The following is a 17,368-nucleotide window of genomic DNA, read 5'->3' on the forward strand; positions in this document are numbered from 1 at the left end:
CCCCCCCTTCCTTAATTTGCCCCTGATCGAGTTTCAACTCATCAGAAGTTTGAGGGGTAATAAGCTGATCTGCCAGTCCCGCCACGGACGCGATTAGTCACGGATATTACCTCTAAATGGTAGTGATTTTCGCTATGAATTTGCCTTTAGACCCTTAGTCATTCAATGACATATTCTCTTTCTTTACGCCACTGTCAGTCTGTGGCGCTATGCAAGAAAAAGGTTCCTGAAAGAGGCTAGCTTTTGCTGGAAAAAAACAGGTGGGCCGGGCAGGAAAATCACTTTGCCTTGGCCGACGCGGCGCAAATTGCTCATCCAAGCCCAAAACAAACGCCACCGGCGCTTATGAATAATGACAGGGCCAGCCTTGCGTTCGGTCACTTTGCTATCAACGTGTTTGGACTGTGCCGCAAAAAAACCGGTGCTTCAATCTGGATACATAAATTCCCAGCGCCTTCTGAAATGCATATGACTTGGATCGTAAGCGGCCGGCGAATACACCTTCAAACCCCCAGCATTAATGACGATGGTGTCCACTTTGAAATACGTGGACACCATAGCCCTTATTGCCAGGTTCACCATGCGTCAACGCACAACTTATCCCAAGCTCTTCAAGTCTCAAATCGTCCAAGAATGCCCGACTTTATAAGGATTTTAGCAAGAATTGATTCATGATCTGTAGTACGTCGTAATGATGGTCCTTAATAAAGAAATGGCCGCCGTCGAATGCTTGGAAGGTGGTTTCACCAGAGGTTACGTCGCGCCAACCCTGGGCCACGTCGGGACCATGGGTGGAGTCTTGGCGACCGCTCAAAATCAAGAGGGGGATCGGCAGGCGGGGTTGCGGCTGCCAGCGATAGCTACGAACTAGGGTCAGGTCTGCCTTGATGGTCGGGAGGAAGAAACTCATCAGTGCCCGGTTGCTCAGGACAACTTCGGGCGTACCGCCGTAGGCGCGGATAAGGGCAATTGTATCATCGTCGGAAAGTGCTGGCTGCGCTACCGGTTCGAAGTAGGCGGGGGCTTTGCAGCCAGACAGGATCAAGCCGCGTGGCAAGGGTAGCTGTCGCTCTGCCAAGGCTCGGCATATCAGGAAGGACAGCAGGGCCCCGAAGCTATGGCCGAAGAAAGCGAAGGGTTTCTGGCAGTCGGCGAAAAGCGGCACCAGCGCCTGGACGAATTCCTGGACGTCGGCATAGGACGTTGCGGGGCAACTCCCTCGGCCTGGCAGTTCCAAGGTGATCCACTCGATGGAGGCATCGAGCCGGCTCGCCCAGCCTAAGTAGGCCTGGGCGTCGCCACCGGCATAGGGAAAGGCATAGAGGGTGCGCGGTCGTTGCTCGCGGCTGGCCCGTACCAGCCAGGGGTGGTCATTGGTTGAGGACATGGCTAGGTCTCAGAGCAATAGGGAGTAGGAGGTCGCGCGTCGAGCCGGCAACCGTTCAACAACCGACCCCTAGGCCGGGTCGCTCGGCCTTGACCAGCACGGCGGCATTGCCTACGACTTCTCCACTCAGTAGCGCCTGATGCGCCCTAGGTGTCTCCTCGAAGCGATAGAGGGTGTTCAGGGTCGGCACTACCCGGCGTTGTTCGACTAGTTGCAGGAATTCCTGGCACTCGCGGATGTTGGCGTAGTGGGAGCCCTGGATGCGCTTCTGGTGCATCCACAGGTGGCGGACATCGAAGTCGCAGTTGTAGCCGGACGTGCCACCCACGATGACCACCATGCCGGAGCGGTCGCAGATCTGCAGCGAGGTGGGGAAGGTGGCTTGGCCGGAGTGCTCGATCACCACTTTGGGCAGCTCCTTTTTCCCCAGCGTCATGAAGAAGTCGCGACGGAAACTCGCGAAGCTTTTGGTCCAGGCGCTGTGAGCGTCGGAGTTCAAGTCCGGCAGACGTCCCAGGTGCGGATAGTCGGTTCTGAGCAAGTACCCCACGGCGCCGAGTTCGCAGGCGTAGCGGCCCCTGTCTGGACTGGACACCACGGCCACCGGCAGCCCCCCGAGCGCGCGGGTCAACTGGATAGACATAGAGCCCAGGCCACCTGCCGCGCCCCAGATCAGGACTGCGTCTCCAGGCTTGACGGTATTGGGTGCCCAATGCGTGAGCTGCTTGTAGGCGGTCGGACCATTGAGCATCAGGGTGGCACTTTCCTCCCAGCTCAGGAACTTTGGTTTTGGGAAGCATTGGTAGTCTTCGACGAGGGTGTATTCGGCGAAGGAGCCGTAGCTGGTCTCGTAGCCGTAGATTTCCTGGTTGCTGCAGAACATGGGGTCGGGGGCGACGCGCGATTCGATGGCCGTGGCGTCGTAGACCGAGCAGGACACCACCACGGTATCGCCCACCTTGACGTGGGTGACAGCGTCGCCCACGGCTTTCACGTAACCGGAGGCTTCCGAGCCTCCGATGTGGAAGGGTTCGGCGTCACGGTTCCGCTTGCGCCGCGCGGCGATGATGTCCACCGGCTTACCCTGGGCGGCCCAGACGTTGTTGTAGTTGAGTCCGGCTGCCATCACTTCGATGAGGACCTGATGCGGACCCAGGGTGGGGATCTGGACCTGTTCGAGCTGGATGGCCTGCTGCGGTTCGCCATAGCGCTCGGGGCGGATCAGAAAGGCCTGCATGGTTTCAGTCAGTGCTTGATTCATGGGCTTCCTACTGGTTTTTAGGTTGAGAATCGGTAAGGCCGATCTGGGGCTAGTCGAGAGGGAGGCCTCGTTCGGTCGCCCCCCTGGTGGCGACCACGATGCCGGAGGCCGTGGCGCAAGGCGTCCCTCGCGAGTTGGTCAGGACCGCGGAAACGAATGTCAGACCCGGTGCCTGGCGATCGAGCCGTGTCGTGATGTAGCAGGGGAGGTGACGTACCTGGCGCAGCAGCTTCACCGACAACTCGATGACGCCCGCAGGCGTGTGACCGAGGGCGGCATGACCGCCGAGACCAATGGCGGCCTCCAAGGCAGCGCAAAGCACGGCACCATTGATACCAGGCAGGGTCATGTCTCCGAAGGCGCCACCATGGGTCGGGCACGACTCTGCGATGGCTAGGCAGACCCTGTCGGCGCTCAGGGTAACGACGCTCAGGCCCAGGCTCTGGAAGAGTGGCGACCGATCCAGGATATATTGGAAGTTCTCCGAGGTCATGACGCCGCTCCGCTGTAGTCCGCCAGCACCAGGATGAGGTGCTGTGCGGTTTGCTGCACCTCATCGCTGAGCAGGGCGAAGTGCCGTCCAGACGTCTTCACCACCTGCGTCAGGCGTGGCCAAAGTTGCGGCCAGGTGTCGCTGGCGCCCGCTGCGGAGGCCTGCTCCGCCTGCAGCAGCAGGACCGGAGCCTCCAGCGGCAGGGGGCTCCAGCGGCCAAAGAGCTCCAGGTAATAGGCCATGGCGCTCAGGCCGTCGTCGTCGGTCGACCAGAAGTCGCTGCGGCTTTCCAACCAATCGCTCAGGACTTCCTTAAGGACCGCCGAACGCATGGCGGCCGGCGGGTAGGTGTCGATCAGGCAGAGGGCCGCGGGGTGGATGCCGCGCTGTTGCAGGAGCTCGGCGACTGCATAGGCGACCAGTCCGCCGGTGGAAAAGCCGAGCAGCGTGAAGGGGCGACCGGCAGCGCAGGCTTCGACGGCGTGCGCGAGCGCCACTGCAACAGCTTCGGCGGAGGCCGGCAACGGCCCGTTATCGTAGCCAGGCAGGGGCAAGGTGGCCATGTCATAGTGGCCTTTGAGTTCGCGGCCCAAGCGCTGATAGGTGAGATTGGCCCTTGCGGGCAGAAAGGAGTTCAGGCAGATGAGCAGTGGCCGGTCACGCTCTTGTCGCGACCAGCTGGGCGCGGGCGCGTGCCCTTCGGCGGCATCCGGGGCAAACGTCGGACGTTTGGCCGCGAATTGCGCCAATCGTTCCAGCCCCTGTGCCAGACGCCCCTGCCGCATAGCCTCGCGCAATTCTTCGAAAAGCATGCCCACTGTCGCGATGGTTGGCGCTGGGGCGCGCTCCGGTTGGTCTAGGCAGGCGCTCAGGTGGTCGGCCAAGGCGCTGAGGGTCGGATGGTCGAACACGGCCGTGGACGGCAAGCGGATGCCGGTGGTGGCCGCCAGCCAACTGCCCAACTCGACGGCCGTGAGGGAATCGAAACCTAGGACAAGGAACTCGGTATCCCCAGGTATCGCCGCTGGATCGGGATGCTCGAGCACCTCACCGACCCCTTGGGCAATCACCGCGAGCAGGCGTGTCCGCCGCTCGGTGGGAGCCAGTTTCGCCAACGCTTCGGGGCCTTGGCTTGCCGTCTGCCCGCTGCCTTCGGCGAGCAATTCGCGCAGCAGCGCCAGGGGGCCATGGCGGCGGAGTGCCGGCAGGTCCAGGCGTGCAGGAATCGCGAGGGGCGGCAGGGAGCCGGTCAGCGCCAGATCCACTTGGCTCAGGCCATCCTCCAGGGCGATGGGCAACTGACCTCGGTCGAGCAGTTCCTGGATACCCGCGGCGGCCATTCGTTCACCCATGGCCGAGCGCTCGGCCCACAGGCCCCAGGCCAGGGCCACTGCGGGCAAGCCCAAGTGGCGACGATGGTGGGCGAGGGCATCGAGGAAGGTGTTGGCTGCGGCGTAGTGGCTCTGGCCCGGCTGGGGCAGCAGGCCGGCTGCCGAGGAATAGAGAACGAAGGCAGCCAGGTTTCGATGGCGGGTCTGGAGGTGGAGTTGCCAGGCCGCGTCCAGTTTGGGCCTTACCACCGCTTCGAGCTGTGCGGGGGTGAGTTGCAACAGAGGCGCCGGCTCGATGACGCCAGCGACATGGAAGACGGCGGTCAGTGGATGCCGTGCGGGCAGGCCGTCCAGCAACTGCGCGAGGGCCTGCGGGTCGGCGACGTCGCAGGCGGCGACCGTGGTGGCGGTCCCCTGTTCGGCCAGCTCTTCCACCAAGGCGGTGGCCTCGGGCGCGGCGGCACCGCTACGACTCACCAAGAGCAGGTGACGTACGCCGTGCTTGGCGACCAGGTGACGCGCGAGGGCCCGACCCAAGGTGCCGGTGCCCCCGGTGATTAGCACGGTGCCCTCCGGATCGAGCGAGACGTCCGATCGTTGCTCGGTTGCCGGCTCCACGCCACTGGATCGGACCAGTCGCGGTGTCAACAGACGCCCCTGGCGCCATGCCAATTGCGGTTCGTCGCCCTTTGCGGCTGCCAAGGCGCGCGCGAAGTCACGCGGGGTAGCGTGTGCGGTATCCAGGTCCAGCAGCAGGATACGGCCGGGGTGTTCCTCCTGTGCGGTACGCACGAGTCCCCAGAGCGCCGCCTGGGACAGGTTGGGCACGTCTTCGTCATCGGCGGTGGCCACCGCCCGGCGGGTTGCCACCAGTAACGGATGCCTTGCCGTCCGCTCATCTTCCAGCCACTCGCGTAGCGTGGCCGCTAGGTCTTGCAGGGCGCGGTTCGCCGCGGCCGGCGTAGCCGGGGGTACTGGCGGTACAAGAACGAGCGCCGTGCCGGGTGGCGTCGTTGCCAAGGTGGTGATCGCGTCGGCCAGGTGCTGGTAGGCAGCGCTGACGCAATCGCTCGGCAGGTCGTCCTTGGCGCCCAGCCAGAGCGCTTCGTGCGGGTCAGCCACGTGGTCGGGCGATACCTCGCGCCACAGTACCCGGTAGCCGACGAGGCGGCGTGGTAGGACGCCTGTGCTGGCCGACTTCAGCACCATTGAGTCCAGGGTGACGACGGCCCGGCCTTGGTAGTCCGCGAGGCGCATACGGTAGTCGCGGGGCGCGGTCGGCGAGGTGGGCCGCGCCTTGAGTTGCAGCAGGCCACGTAGCTGCGTGGCACCGGCTTGGTACAGGCGCATGCCACTCATGGAGAATAGCAGGCGTGGTGCGGCGGCGGAAGACGCCGCACCCTCGACCAGCAGGCCCGATTGCAGGCCTGCGTCCAACAGCGTCGGGTGCAGGGTAAAAGTCGAGCCTGGCTCGCTATGGGCACGCTCCGCTTCTACGTAGATGCCTTCGGGGCTCTGCCAAGCGCGGACGATCCGCCGGAAGGAGCCTTCCAGTACCACGCCCTGTTCGGCCAGGCGCGCATAGAGGTCGGCGAAGGCCGTCGGCTCGGCGTGGGCTGGCGGCCAGACGGCGGTCTGCAGGTCAGGCCAGAGCGGTGGCTCGGTAGGGTCGGGCAACAGCTGGCAACTGGCAAAGTGCTGCCAGCCACCCGTGGCATCTGGCTCCGCCGGGCGATAGTAGGCCGCGACGTTACGTACACCCTGTGCGTCGGGTACGTCGAGGTAAATCTGGATATCGACCGCACCCTGCTCCGGCAAGGGCACCAGGCGTTGCAGTGTCAGGTCCTGGAGCCACGGACAGCCCAGCCGGTTGCCTATTGTCAGGATGCACTCTGCGGTCATGGCGCCGGCACCGTACGCCTGGCCACCGACGCGATGTTCCAGCAACCAGGGCTGGCGGGAACCATCCAGTTGCCCCCAGAACACCCAACCTTGGCCATCGGCACGTTCGAGCCCGTGCGCCAGCAGTGGATGCTCCAGAGCTAGCAGGCCTGGCATGTTGCCCGCGTGGCCGTTCGCGCAGGAGCGCGGCTGCAACCAATAGTGCCGGTGTTGGAAAGGATAGGTGGGCAAGGCCAAGGTGGGGGCGGGCGGCAGCAGGCGGCGCCAGTCCAGCGCGGCGCCGCGGGTGTATAGCTGGGCGAGCGCTGCGAACAGCGGGCGAGAATCGTCCTTGTCGCGACGCTGGGGGGCGATCCACTGCGCCGCCGTATCACCGTTGGGATGGTGGCTCGCGTTGGTCCGGCCGAGCGCCGTGAGGACAGCATCCGGCCCGATTTCTACGGCCGTGGTCAGGCGATGCTCCAGCAGCCAGCACAGCGCAGCGGCGAAGCGTACCGGTTGGCGGGCCTGGTCGGCCCAGTAATCGGGCGAGCGCGCCTGCTCGGCGGTCAGCGGCATACCGGTGACGGTCGAGACGATGGGCAGGGTGGGGGCGTGGAAGCTGAGCCCTGCCAGGGTTTGGCGCAGTTCTGCGAGGATGCCGTCGAGGTGCGGCGAGTGGAAGGCATGGCTGACCCGTAACATTTGGGTGCGATGCCCCCGTTGCTGCCAGTCCGCGGCCAGGCGCTCGACCGCACTGCGATCGCCGGAGATCACCACGGCCGTCGGCGCGTTCACGGCGGCGATGGCGACGCTCTGTTCGAGTCCGGCCAAGGTGGCCCTGACGTCCTGCTCGCTCGCTTCGATGGCGACCATCGCGCCCTCATGGGTGATGGCTTGCATGAGGCGGCCACGCACGGCGACAAAGTGTGCGGCATCGGCCAGCGCGAAGACGCCAGCGACATGGGCCGCGGCGATTTCGCCGATGGAATGGCCCAGCAGCACGTCGGGGACAATTCCGAAATGCCGCAGCATCCGGTACAGGGACACCTCAAAGGCAAACAAGGCTGGCTGGGTGAAGTCGGTGCGATCCAGAAGCGCGGCGCGGTCGCTGCCCTTGTCGGCGAACATGACGTTCTTGAGCGGCTGCGCCAGCAAGGGGTCGAGGGCGGCGCAGACCTCGTCCAGCGCTGCGGCGAACGGCGGACAGAGGCGGTACAGATTACGGCCCATGCTCGGCCATTGCGCGCCCTGGCCTGAAAACAGAAAGGCGGTCGTGCCGCTTGGCGAGCGCTTGCCTTGGATCAGGCCCGGGGCATGCCGGCCTTCGGCTAGCGCGCGGAGTTGCATCAGGGCGTCTTCGCGCTGGGTGGCCAGAATCACCGCGCGATGATCGAAGGCGCTGCGCTGCAGTGCCAGCGATGCATTGAGCGCGGCCAGGTCGGTTGTCGGGTTTTCGAGCAGGGCGATGGTCTGGCGCGCCTGGGCCCGCAAGCCTTTCGCACAGGCGGCCGACAGCGGGAAACTGATGGCTGGCAGCCCTTCCAGCTCGGCGACGGTCGGGTGACAGGCAACCTGCGTGGCCGGTGGCGCCTGTTCGAGGATCAGGTGGGCATTGGTGCCGGAGAAGCCGAACGACGACACTCCGGCCCGCCGGGGCCGGTCGGTCTCGGGCCAAGGACGCGCCCTGTCGAGCAGGCGCACGGTCTGCTCCGACCAATCGATCTTTCGGGAGGGCTCCTGGGCATGCAGGGTCTTGGGGAGCAAGCTCTGGTTCAGCGCCATCACCATCTTGATGACGCTGGCGACGCCCGCCGCCAACTGGGTGTGCCCGATGTTGCTCTTGAGCGAGCCCAGCCAGAGTGGCCGCTCCGGCGGGCGTCCGCGCCCATAGGTGTTGATCAGCGCGCCTGCTTCGATGGGATCGCCCAGCGCGGTACCGGTACCGTGCGCCTCGACCACGTCGATGTCGAGCGAGCGTAACCGCGCATTCTGTAGCGCCAGTTGGATCACCTGCTCTTGGGCCGAGCCACTCGGCGCGGTCAGGCCGTTACTGGCGCCGTCCTGGTTGATTGCGGTGCCGCGGATCACCGCCAGCACCGGATGACCGGCGCGCTGGGCGTCGGCGAGCCGCTCCAACAGCAACACGCCGGCACCCTCGGCGAAGCAGGTGCCGTCGGCCTGTTCGGCGAAGGCCTTGCAGTAGCCATCGGCGGCCAAGCCGTTCTGCCTGGTGAATTCTGCGAAGACCTCAGGCGTGGCCATGACGGTCACCCCGCCGGCCAGCGCTAGCGAGCACTCGTGGCTGCGTAGCGACTGGACCGCTAGGTGGATGGCGGTAAGGGAAGCGGAGCAGGCGGTATCGACCGTTACCGCCGGGCCTCGCAGGCCGAGGACGAAGGCGATGCGTCCCGAGATGATACTGCTGAGTCCTCCCTGCAAGCGATAGCCGTCGGCAGCCGGGTTACGCCGTTGCAAGTCGGCGAGATAGCCGTTCTGAGTCGCGCCGAGAAACACGCCGGTGGCGCTGTTTTTGAGGGTGTCGGGCACGATGCCGGCCCGTTCCAGAACCTCCCAACAGACCTCCAGCAGGAGTCGCTGCTGGGGGTCCATCGCCAGGGCCTCACGGTCGGAAATGCGAAAGAAGGCGGCGTCGAAGCCGGCGACCTTGTCGAGAAAACCACCCCGCCAGCCGGCAACGCGTTCGCGGAGCGGCGAGTCTGCGGGGAACAGGCTGTCTAGCTGCCAGCCCCGGTCGCTCGGCAAGGCGTTGCTCAAGGCCTCTCCCGCTTCGACGAGGCGCCACAGCGCCTCCGGTGAAGCCAGGCCACCGGGCAACCGGCAGCCCATGGCGACGATGGCGATGGGTTCCTGGGCGGCGGCCTGCAGCTCGTGGTTCTGCCGCTTGAGCGTTTCGTTGGCCATCAGACTAGCCCGCAGGGCTTCGGTCAGCCGCTCGCTGTCGGTGTTCTTGGTCTCGGTCATGGCGCTTACTCCTGGGTTCGCAGGGCGAGGGCAACGAGCTCGTCCGCGCTCGCCGTCGCGAGGTCGGCGGCAAGGGGCGGCGCCTTGACAAAGGGATGCTGGGCAAGCTGCAGCAGAGGGGCGAGTAGATCGGCTTCCCGCAAGGCGCTCAGCGACAGGCTGGCGAGCAGCGCCCGCACCTTAGGCTCGTCTATCGCCGCGGTGTCCGCGTCGGGGGCGCCGCCGTCGGGGAACAAGGCGTCGTTCAGGTAGGCCGCCAAGGCGGCCGGTGTCGGCTGGTCGTAGGTAAGGGTCGCCGCTAGCCTTAACCCCGCGGCGGTAGCCAACCGGTTGCGCAGCTCGAGCGCCATCAGCGAATCGATGCCACTCTCCTTGAAGGTCGCCTCCGGTAGCACCTGGCCCGGATCGTCCAGGCCCAGGATAGCGGCGACCTGGGTCGCGATGACGGTCTGCAACTGCTTGGTTCGTGCTTGAGGATCAAGTCCAGCCAGTAGCTGGCGCAGGTCCTGCACCTTTGCCGGACCCTCGCTGCCCCGCGCGCCGGGGCTGCCCCCCCCCAGACGCTCGAACAGCGGGTGCAAGGTACCCGCCTGGGCATTCTTGCGTAGCGTCTGCGGATTGAGCGGTGCCGCGACGAAGAATGCCTGGGGCGCGGCGATTGCCGTGTCGAGCAGCGCGTGACCATGCTCGGGGGTGATGGGCGCAAAGCCCGTGCGGGCGATCCGAGCATTATCCGCCGCCGTGAGGCGGCTGGAGAGCCCGGTGACCGGCTGCCACCAGCCCCATGCCAGGGAGGTCGCCGGCAGCCCCTGGCGCTGCCGCGTCTGCGCCAGAGCATCGAGGAAGCGGTTGGCCGCGGCATAGTTGGCCTGGCCGGGACTGCCCAGTGTGCCGGCGCTGGAAGAGTAGAGGACGAACGCCGCCAGATCCAGCTGGCGGGTGCGCTCATGCAGCATCCAAGCGGCGTCCGCCTTAGGCACGAAGACCCGCTCCAGCTCCTCGGGGCCTAGGTTGGGCAGGGTGGCATCGGCTAGGATCCCGGCGGTATGGATGATGGCGGTCAGCGGGTGCTTGGCAGGCAGCGAGTTGAGCAAGCGTTCGACGGACTCGGGATCGGCTAGGTCGCAGGCTGCCAGCCGGACCTGGGCGCCCGCGGCCTCTAACTCCTGGCGCAGCGCCAGGGCGCCGTCCGCTTGGGGGCCACTGCGGCTGGCCAATACCAGATGCCGGGCTTGCCCGGTGACGACCAGATGGCGTGCCGCCAGGCTACCTAGGGTGCCGGTGCCGCCGGTGATCAGTACCGTGCCGTCCGGGTCCAGGGTGCGCGGCAGGGTCAGCACCACCTTGCCGGTGTGGCGCCCCTGTTGCATCCAGCGCAGGGCCTGGACAGCATCGCGCAGGTCGAAGGCTGTGACCGGCAGGGGCGTCAGTATCCGGTCGCACATCAAGCCGAGCAACTCGTCGAGCATACGCCCGGTGTCCTGTGGATCCTGGTCCGGTCGGTCTAGGTAATGATAGTGGCGTCCGGGATACTGAAGCGCGACCGCGGCGGGCTCGCGTACCTCGGTCTTGCCCAGTTCGATGAAGCGTCCGCCGCGACCGAGCAAGGCCAAGGAGACGCCGATCGCCTCGCCGGCCAGGGAGTTGAGCACCACATCCATCCCCGCTTCGCCAAGCAGGGCGCCGAAGCGGCCGGCGAAACTCAGATCCCGCGAAGTGGCGATATGATCCTGGGCGATGCCCAAGGCCTTCAGGATCGGCCATTTGTCCGGGTGGGCGGTGGCGAAGACCTCGGCGCCCAGATGCTTCGCCAACTGGATTGCCGCCTGGCCGACACCGCCTGCGGCCGCGTGGATCAGCACCTTGTCACCGGGGCGCACCTGGGCGAGCCGGACCAGGCTGTAGTAGGCGGTCAGGAACGCTACCGGGAAGCCGGCGGCCTGGGCGAAGGTCCAGTCGGCGGGCAGTTTGCGCGCCGTGCGCTGGTCGGCGACCAGCAGCGGGCCGAAGGCGCCTTCGCTCATTACCATAACACGATCGCCGGGCCGCAGGTCGGTGACGCCCGTGCCGACTTCGGTGACGATACCTGCGGCTTCCGTCCCCAGTTTGTGTTGCGGCGGAATCAGCCCTAGGGCACAGACCACGTCGTAGAAGTTGACCCCGGCGGCGCGCACTGCCAAGCGTATCTGGCCGTTTTCCAATGGAGCATCGGCCTGGGGTTCCGGTTGCAACGCCAGGTCGTCGAGATTGCCTGCACGCGTGATCTCTAGCCGCCAGGCGCCACCGCCAAGCGGCGGGGTGAGAACGCTGTTCGGGCCGCTGCGGGTAAGGTGCGGAACCAGCAGCTGGCCGCGCCGCAGGGCCAACTGGCGCTGGTCGCTGGCCAGCACGGCCTGCAATGGTGCCGGATCGGCCAAGGGCCCCTCGGTGTCCAGCAGCAACAAGCGCCCCGGATTCTCGTTCTGCGCGCTGTGCAGCAAACCCCAGAGGGCAGCATGAGCCGGATCGACGGCTTCACCGGCGACCGTGGCGTTGGCCTTGCGGGTCACTACCAGCAGCCGGGTATCGGCCAGACGCTCTTCGGCTAGCCAGACCTGCAGTTGGGCGATCACCTCGACGCATAGCTGGCGGGTCGCCAGCGCGCTGTTCGCGCCCTGCACCTCGGGCAAGGGCCAGACCAGGACATCGGCTGGTGTGGTGCTGGACTCCAACGCTTGGCCGAGAGCCGTAAGAGAGGGATAGGTCGGCGCGCTGCTGAGCCCTGGCTCGGCAGTGCCTATCCGTACCCAGCGCGTCACGGCTCGCTGCACGCGCGGTCGTGCCGACAACTGACTCCAGGTGAGCCGCAGCAGGTCATGGGCGGGCTGGACACGGGCCAGATCTCGCAGGGTGTCACGGGAGGCCGGGCGCAGCTGGAGCGCGGCGATGTGCAGCAGGGCGTTACCCGTCTCGTCATAGGCGCTGACCGAATAGGTCTCGGCCTGAGTGCGCTGCAGCACTGCGCGGAGCTGGCGCGGGCGCTCCGCGGTCACGCTGACGCCTGAGAAGGCGAAGGGCAGCCGTAATGGCGCGGCGGCTTCTTCGTCAGCCAGTGCCAAGGGATGCAGGGCCGCATCCAGCAGGGCGGGGTGCAGGACGTGGGTGCCGCTGGGCAGGGTCTCGGGTAGTGTTACCTCGACGTAGGTCCGTTCGCCGTCCTGCCAGGCGGCGGTTAGCCCCCGGAAGGCCAGGCCGTACTCGTAGCCGGCCTCGCTGAGCCGTTGATAGAGCGCGGCGCTGTCCAAGGGGATGGCGGCCGTCGGTGGCCAAGCCTGGTCGAGCGGAATAAGTGTCTGGGGGGGCATCGGCACCAGCTGCGCACTGGCGTGCAGGGTCCAACCGGCGGTGGCATCGCCATGGCGTCGCGCATGCAGGCTGGCCTGGCGCAGGCCTTCGGCTTCCGCTCGGCTCACCGTGAGCAACAGGTCGATCTGCCCCTGCTGCTCCAGCACCAAGGGTGCCTGTAGCGTCAGCTCCAGCAACTGGGTGCAGTCGGTCTGGGCCGCAGCGAACAGCAGCATGTCCAGGTAGGCGGTCCCGGGCAGCAGTACCACGCCGGCCGCAGCGTGATCCGCCAGCCACGGATGGGCGCCGAGTCCGAGGGTGCCGGTCAGCAGCATGCCACCCTCGGGTAGATCCACGGCCGCGCTCAGCAGTGGGTGCTGGGTGGCTCGCTGGCCCGCACCGGTGACATCGGTCGGTCCTTGTCCGGTAAGCCAGAACGGCTTGTGATCGAACGGATAGGTGGGCAGTTCGACGATGCGTCCCTGGGGATACAGCGCCCGCCAGCTCAACGGGTGACCCTCAAGGTAGAGCTGCGAGAGGCCTGCCACAAGGCAATCGACCGCAGGCTTGTTGCGTTGCAGCGAACCGAGGCTGCTGGTCTGGTCGCCAATCGTTTCTTCCAGTGGTGGCAAGAGCACCGGATGGGGACTGCATTCAATGAAGGTGACGTCGCCTGCACTGCTCAGCGCCTGGACCGTGTCGGCGAAGCGCACTGGCAGGCAGAGGTTGTCGCACCAATAGCCCGCGCCCAGCTGGCGGCCATCCAGGGAGACGGCAGGATTGTGTCCGGCGACGGTGCTGTAGAAGGGGATCTGCGTCGCCTGGGGTCGCAGGTCGGCGAAGCGCGCCAGCAACTGGGGACGCAGGACTTCGATCTGTGGGGAGTGCCCCGCCACGTCGACCGCGACGCGCCTGGCTACGATGCGTTCTCGCTTGCAGGTTTCCAGGAGCCGCGCGATGGCATTGGTGGCGCCGGAGATCACCGTGCTGCTAGGACTGTTGAAGACCGCCAGCGTCAGCGAGGCGTCCACCCGCGCGGCCAGTTCGGCGGCCTGCTGCTCCGGCAGGACGACGGTAGCCATGGCGCCGGTGCCGGCCTGGGCCAGCATCAGTTGCGAGCGGATGGCCAGGATCTTGACCGCATCCTCCAGCTTCAGGGCCCCGGCGATATAGGCCGCGGCGATCTCGCCCTGCGAGTGACCAATCACCGCGTCCGGGGTGCAGCCCAGCGACTGCCAAAGGCGGGCGATGGCCACCATCACCGCGAACAGGGCGGGCTGGACCACGTCGATACGCTCAAGCGAAGGTGCACCTTCCTCGCCACGCAGCACCGCGACCAGCGACCAGTCGACATAGGGCTGCAGCGCGGTCTCGACCTGGTCGATGGTTTGGCGATAGACGGCGAAGGCGGCGTACAGCTCCATACCCATGCCGGCCCACTGGGAGCCCTGACCGGGAAAGATGAAGACCCGCTTGCGCGCCCGGACCTGCGCCGTGCCCTGGAGCAGGCACGGATGGTCCGTACCGCTCGCTAGCGCATGCAAGGCTTCCAAGAGTGCCTCGCGCGAGGTGCCGCGCAGAGCGGCGCGGAAGGGGAAGCCGCTGCGTGAGATGCCTAGGGTGTAGCCGATATCGTCCGGCGCCAGGTGCGCTTGCTCGAGCACATGGCCGTGCAGGCGTGCGGCAACATCGCGCAGGGCTTCGGTGCTCTTGGCTGCCAGCGGCCACAACGGAGCCTGGGTCTCGGGCACCTGGCAGGCGCTTGTAGCCGCGGGGGCGACGTATTCTTCGACAATCAGGTGCGCATTGGTGCCGGAGACCCCGAAAGAGGAAATCCCGGCGCGGCGCGGCCGGTCGGCTACGGTTGGCCAAGGGCGCCGTTCGCTGAGCAGCTCGATGGCACCGGTCGACCAATCCACCTCGGTGGAGGGCGCGGTGATGTGCAGGCTGCGGGGCAGGGTGCCTGTGCGCAGGGCCATCACCATCTTCATCAGGCTGGCGACCCCGGCGGCGGCCTGGGTATGGCCGGTGTTCGACTTGATCGAGCCCAGCAGCAGCGGCCGCTCCGCCGGGCGCTGGCCATAGGTGGCCAGCAGGGCATTGGCTTCGATGGGATCGCCGAGGCGGGTGCCCGTGCCGTGGGCATCGACGGCATCCACGTCCTCGGGCTGCAGACCCGCATTGGCTAGGGCGTGGCGAATGACCTGTTGTTGCGCGGTGCCATTGGGCGCGGTCAGGCCGTTGGAGGCGCCGTCCTGGTTGACGGCGCTGCCGCGGATGACGCCGAGGATCAAGCGCCCCTTGGCTTGCGCTTGGGAGAGGCGTTCGAGCACCAGCATGCCCACGCCTTCGCCCAGGCCAACGCCATCGGCCGACGCCGAGAAGGCCTTGCAGCGGCCGTCCGGGGCCAGAACCCGCTGCTGGGAAAAGTCGATCAGCACCCCGGGGGTCGGCATGACCGTGACCCCGCCGGCCAAGGCCAACTGGCAGTCGTTGCTACGCAGCGCTTCGCAGGCGGTATGGATTGCCACCAACGAGGACGAACAGGCGGTATCGATCGCCAGCGCCGGTCCCTGCAGGCCTAGGCAGTAGGACACCCGGCCCGCGGCTACGCAGGTGGCCGTGCCCATGTAGCCATAGCCGGTCACGTCCTCCGAGGCGTGCTGGATCTGGGTACCGTACTCCGTCCCCATGATGCCGGCGTAGACCCCGGTCAGGGAGCCGTGCAACGAGGCCGGGTCTATTCCAGCACGCTCTAGGGCCTCCCAGGAAACCTCCAGCAACAGGCGCTGCTGAGGTTCCAAAGTGAGGGCTTCACGCGGCGATATACCGAAGAAGGCTGGATCGAAGGCCGAGGCATCATGCAGAAAACCACTGGTGCGGGTGGATATCTTGCCGAACCGTCCGGGCTCGGAATCGTAGAGCTTGGTGGTGTCCCAACCGCGGTCGGTCGGGTACTCGCTGATCGCGTCCCGCTCTTGCATCAACAGCGTCCAGAGCGCTTCCGGGCTGTTGGCGCCACCCGGATAACGACAGCTCATGCCGATGATGGCGATGGGCTCGTCATGGTGCGCGCCCGTCACGATGGGTGCGGCCTGGCGCTGGCTCGGTGACTGCAGCCCAAGGACGCCGCGCAGATAGGTGACGACGGCGCGAGGGGTAGGATGGTCGTATACCAGAGTCACCGGCAGGCTGACGCCGACCGCGGCCGACACGGCCTGGGCAAATTCGACCACATGCAGCGAGGTGAAGCCGCAGTCGCGAAATGCCTGGGTCTCGCTGGCAAATGGCTGGCCGATCAGCGTTTCCATCTCCTGCGCCAGCAGCTTGAGCAGCAGCCGACACTGTTCAGGCTCACCGAGTTGGGCGAGGTTCGCCGCGGCGAGGGTATCGTCACCTGCCGTTGCGGCGGTGGGCGCCAGCTGCGCTGACATCGACCCTTCCGGCAGCAACCGCTCGATCACCTGCGACCAGTCCACCGGGGCGCCGTGCACGAAGGCATGGGCCATGGCCTGCAGCAGGCTTTCACGATCATCCTTGCGCTGGTCTAGGGTAGCCACGGCCCCGTCGACGACACCAGCGCCACGTAGGGCTTCGTCGATAAGCGAGGTCAGCACCGGATGCGGGCTCACTTCTATGAACAGGCGGTGCCCATCGGCAATCAACGCCTGCAGGCTATCCTGGAAGCGCACGGTTTCGCGGAGTACGCGGAACCAATAGTCCGCATCCAGATGCTCGCCGTTTTGCCGTCCGCCGCTGACCGAGGAATAGTAGGGAACCTGTCCGTCCATGACTTTGGCCGGGGCGCGCGACGTTACGGCGTCGCGTAGCTGCTCCACCTGCGGCCCATGACCCGCCACCTGACCACCAGGTACGCGCCAGGCCCAGAAGCCAGCGTCGGTGAGTCGCGCCTGCAAAGCATCGAGGGCCATCAGGGTGCCGCTCAACGTCACACTGCGCGGCGCGTTGATGGCCGCGACGCTGAGGCTTTCTTGGTCGTCCAGCAGGGGCTTGATGTCGTCCAGCGCTGCGGCTACCGACAGCATTCCGCCCTGGCCTTCGATGGCGGTGAGCGTCTCGCCCCAGAGCACTGTGAGCGCGGCACCGCTGGCCTCGTCCAGATAGCCGCCGACGTGGGCGGCGGCGGCCTCGCCCACGGAGTGACCGATCACGGCAGCGGGCTCGATCCCGAAGGCCCGCCAGGTTTCTGCCAAGCTACAGGCCAGCGCGAATTGCAGCGGTTGGATTCGCAGGAGGCGCTCGATTCCCTCGCCCTCGGCGAGGGCCCGTGCTGGATTCCAGCCAATACGCGCCTCTATGACATCGCCATGGCGGTGCAGGGCCTGCTGGTAGCTCGGCAGGGTCGCGCTCAGTCCGGTAGTCATCCGCGGCCATAGCGGTCCTTGGCCTGGAAACACCAGTACCGGCTGCCGCAACTGGTCGGCGCGGCCCAGCACCAGATGGCGCGAGGCTCGGCCGCGGGCCAGCATATCCAGCCCTTTGAGTAGGCTGGCTTGATCGGTGGCTAAGATGGCCGCGCGGTATTCGGCATGGTCGCGTGTCAGTTGCTGTCGGCAGAATACTTGCCATTCGGCGAAGGAGCGCGTCTCGTGCTCGGCGCGCAGACGTTGCGCGGTAGCGGCGAGTGCCGTGGGGCTTGCATCCGACAGAATCAGGGGCACGGTGAAGGTGGTCACGGGCAGACT

Annotated in this window: 5 protein-coding genes; all 5 read right to left on the reverse strand. The window is 66.3% G+C overall.

All coding sequences use genetic code 11. From position 1 onward, the window contains the following. Nucleotides 1-643 precede the first annotated feature (643 nt). Genes POR16_RS03635 through POR16_RS03655 form a run of 5 tightly spaced genes read right to left on the reverse strand, consistent with a single transcriptional unit; the run spans nt 644 to nt 17,359 of the window. Nucleotides 644-1,387: a thioesterase II family protein gene (locus tag POR16_RS03635; RefSeq protein WP_005894403.1), complete on the reverse strand. Its 744-nt coding sequence runs from the start codon at nt 1,385-1,387 to the stop codon at nt 644-646. A 55-nt stretch (nt 1,388-1,442) separates the two neighbouring features. Further along, on the reverse strand, nt 1,443-2,648 hold the full coding sequence (gene ccrA, locus POR16_RS03640) for a crotonyl-CoA carboxylase/reductase (RefSeq protein WP_011105123.1): 1,206 nt from the start codon (nt 2,646-2,648) through the stop codon (nt 1,443-1,445). Nucleotides 2,649-2,697: 49 nt separating this feature from the next. Then, on the reverse strand, nt 2,698-3,141 hold the full coding sequence (locus tag POR16_RS03645; RefSeq protein ID WP_005894402.1) for a PaaI family thioesterase: 444 nt from the start codon (nt 3,139-3,141) through the stop codon (nt 2,698-2,700). Next, the gene (locus tag POR16_RS03650; RefSeq protein WP_122381229.1) at nt 3,138-9,338 is read right to left on the reverse strand and encodes a type I polyketide synthase; all 6,201 of its coding nucleotides are present in this window, start codon (nt 9,336-9,338) and stop codon (nt 3,138-3,140) included. The genes POR16_RS03645 and POR16_RS03650 overlap by 4 nt, the downstream gene beginning before the upstream one ends. Before the next feature lie 5 nt (nt 9,339-9,343). Continuing rightward, a complete protein-coding gene (locus tag POR16_RS03655) occupies nt 9,344-17,359 on the reverse strand; it encodes a type I polyketide synthase (RefSeq protein WP_162010121.1) in 8,016 nt (2,671 codons plus the stop codon). Nucleotides 17,360-17,368 lie beyond the last annotated feature (9 nt).

The sequence above is a fragment of the Pseudomonas coronafaciens pv. oryzae str. 1_6 genome (genome assembly GCF_000156995.2).
Lineage (GTDB): Bacteria > Pseudomonadota > Gammaproteobacteria > Pseudomonadales > Pseudomonadaceae > Aquipseudomonas > Aquipseudomonas tremae.

What these genes read in the sequence shown, in the direction of transcription:
- POR16_RS03635 (WP_005894403.1), bottom strand. Translation starts at nt 1,387, where the DNA reads ATGTCCTCAACCAATGACCACCCCTGGCTGGTACGGGCCAGCCGCGAG.
- ccrA (WP_011105123.1), bottom strand. Translation starts at nt 2,648, where the DNA reads ATGAATCAAGCACTGACTGAAACCATGCAGGCCTTTCTGATCCGCCCC.
- POR16_RS03645 (WP_005894402.1), bottom strand. Translation starts at nt 3,141, where the DNA reads ATGACCTCGGAGAACTTCCAATATATCCTGGATCGGTCGCCACTCTTC.
- POR16_RS03650 (WP_122381229.1), bottom strand. Translation starts at nt 9,338, where the DNA reads ATGACCGAGACCAAGAACACCGACAGCGAGCGGCTGACCGAAGCCCTG.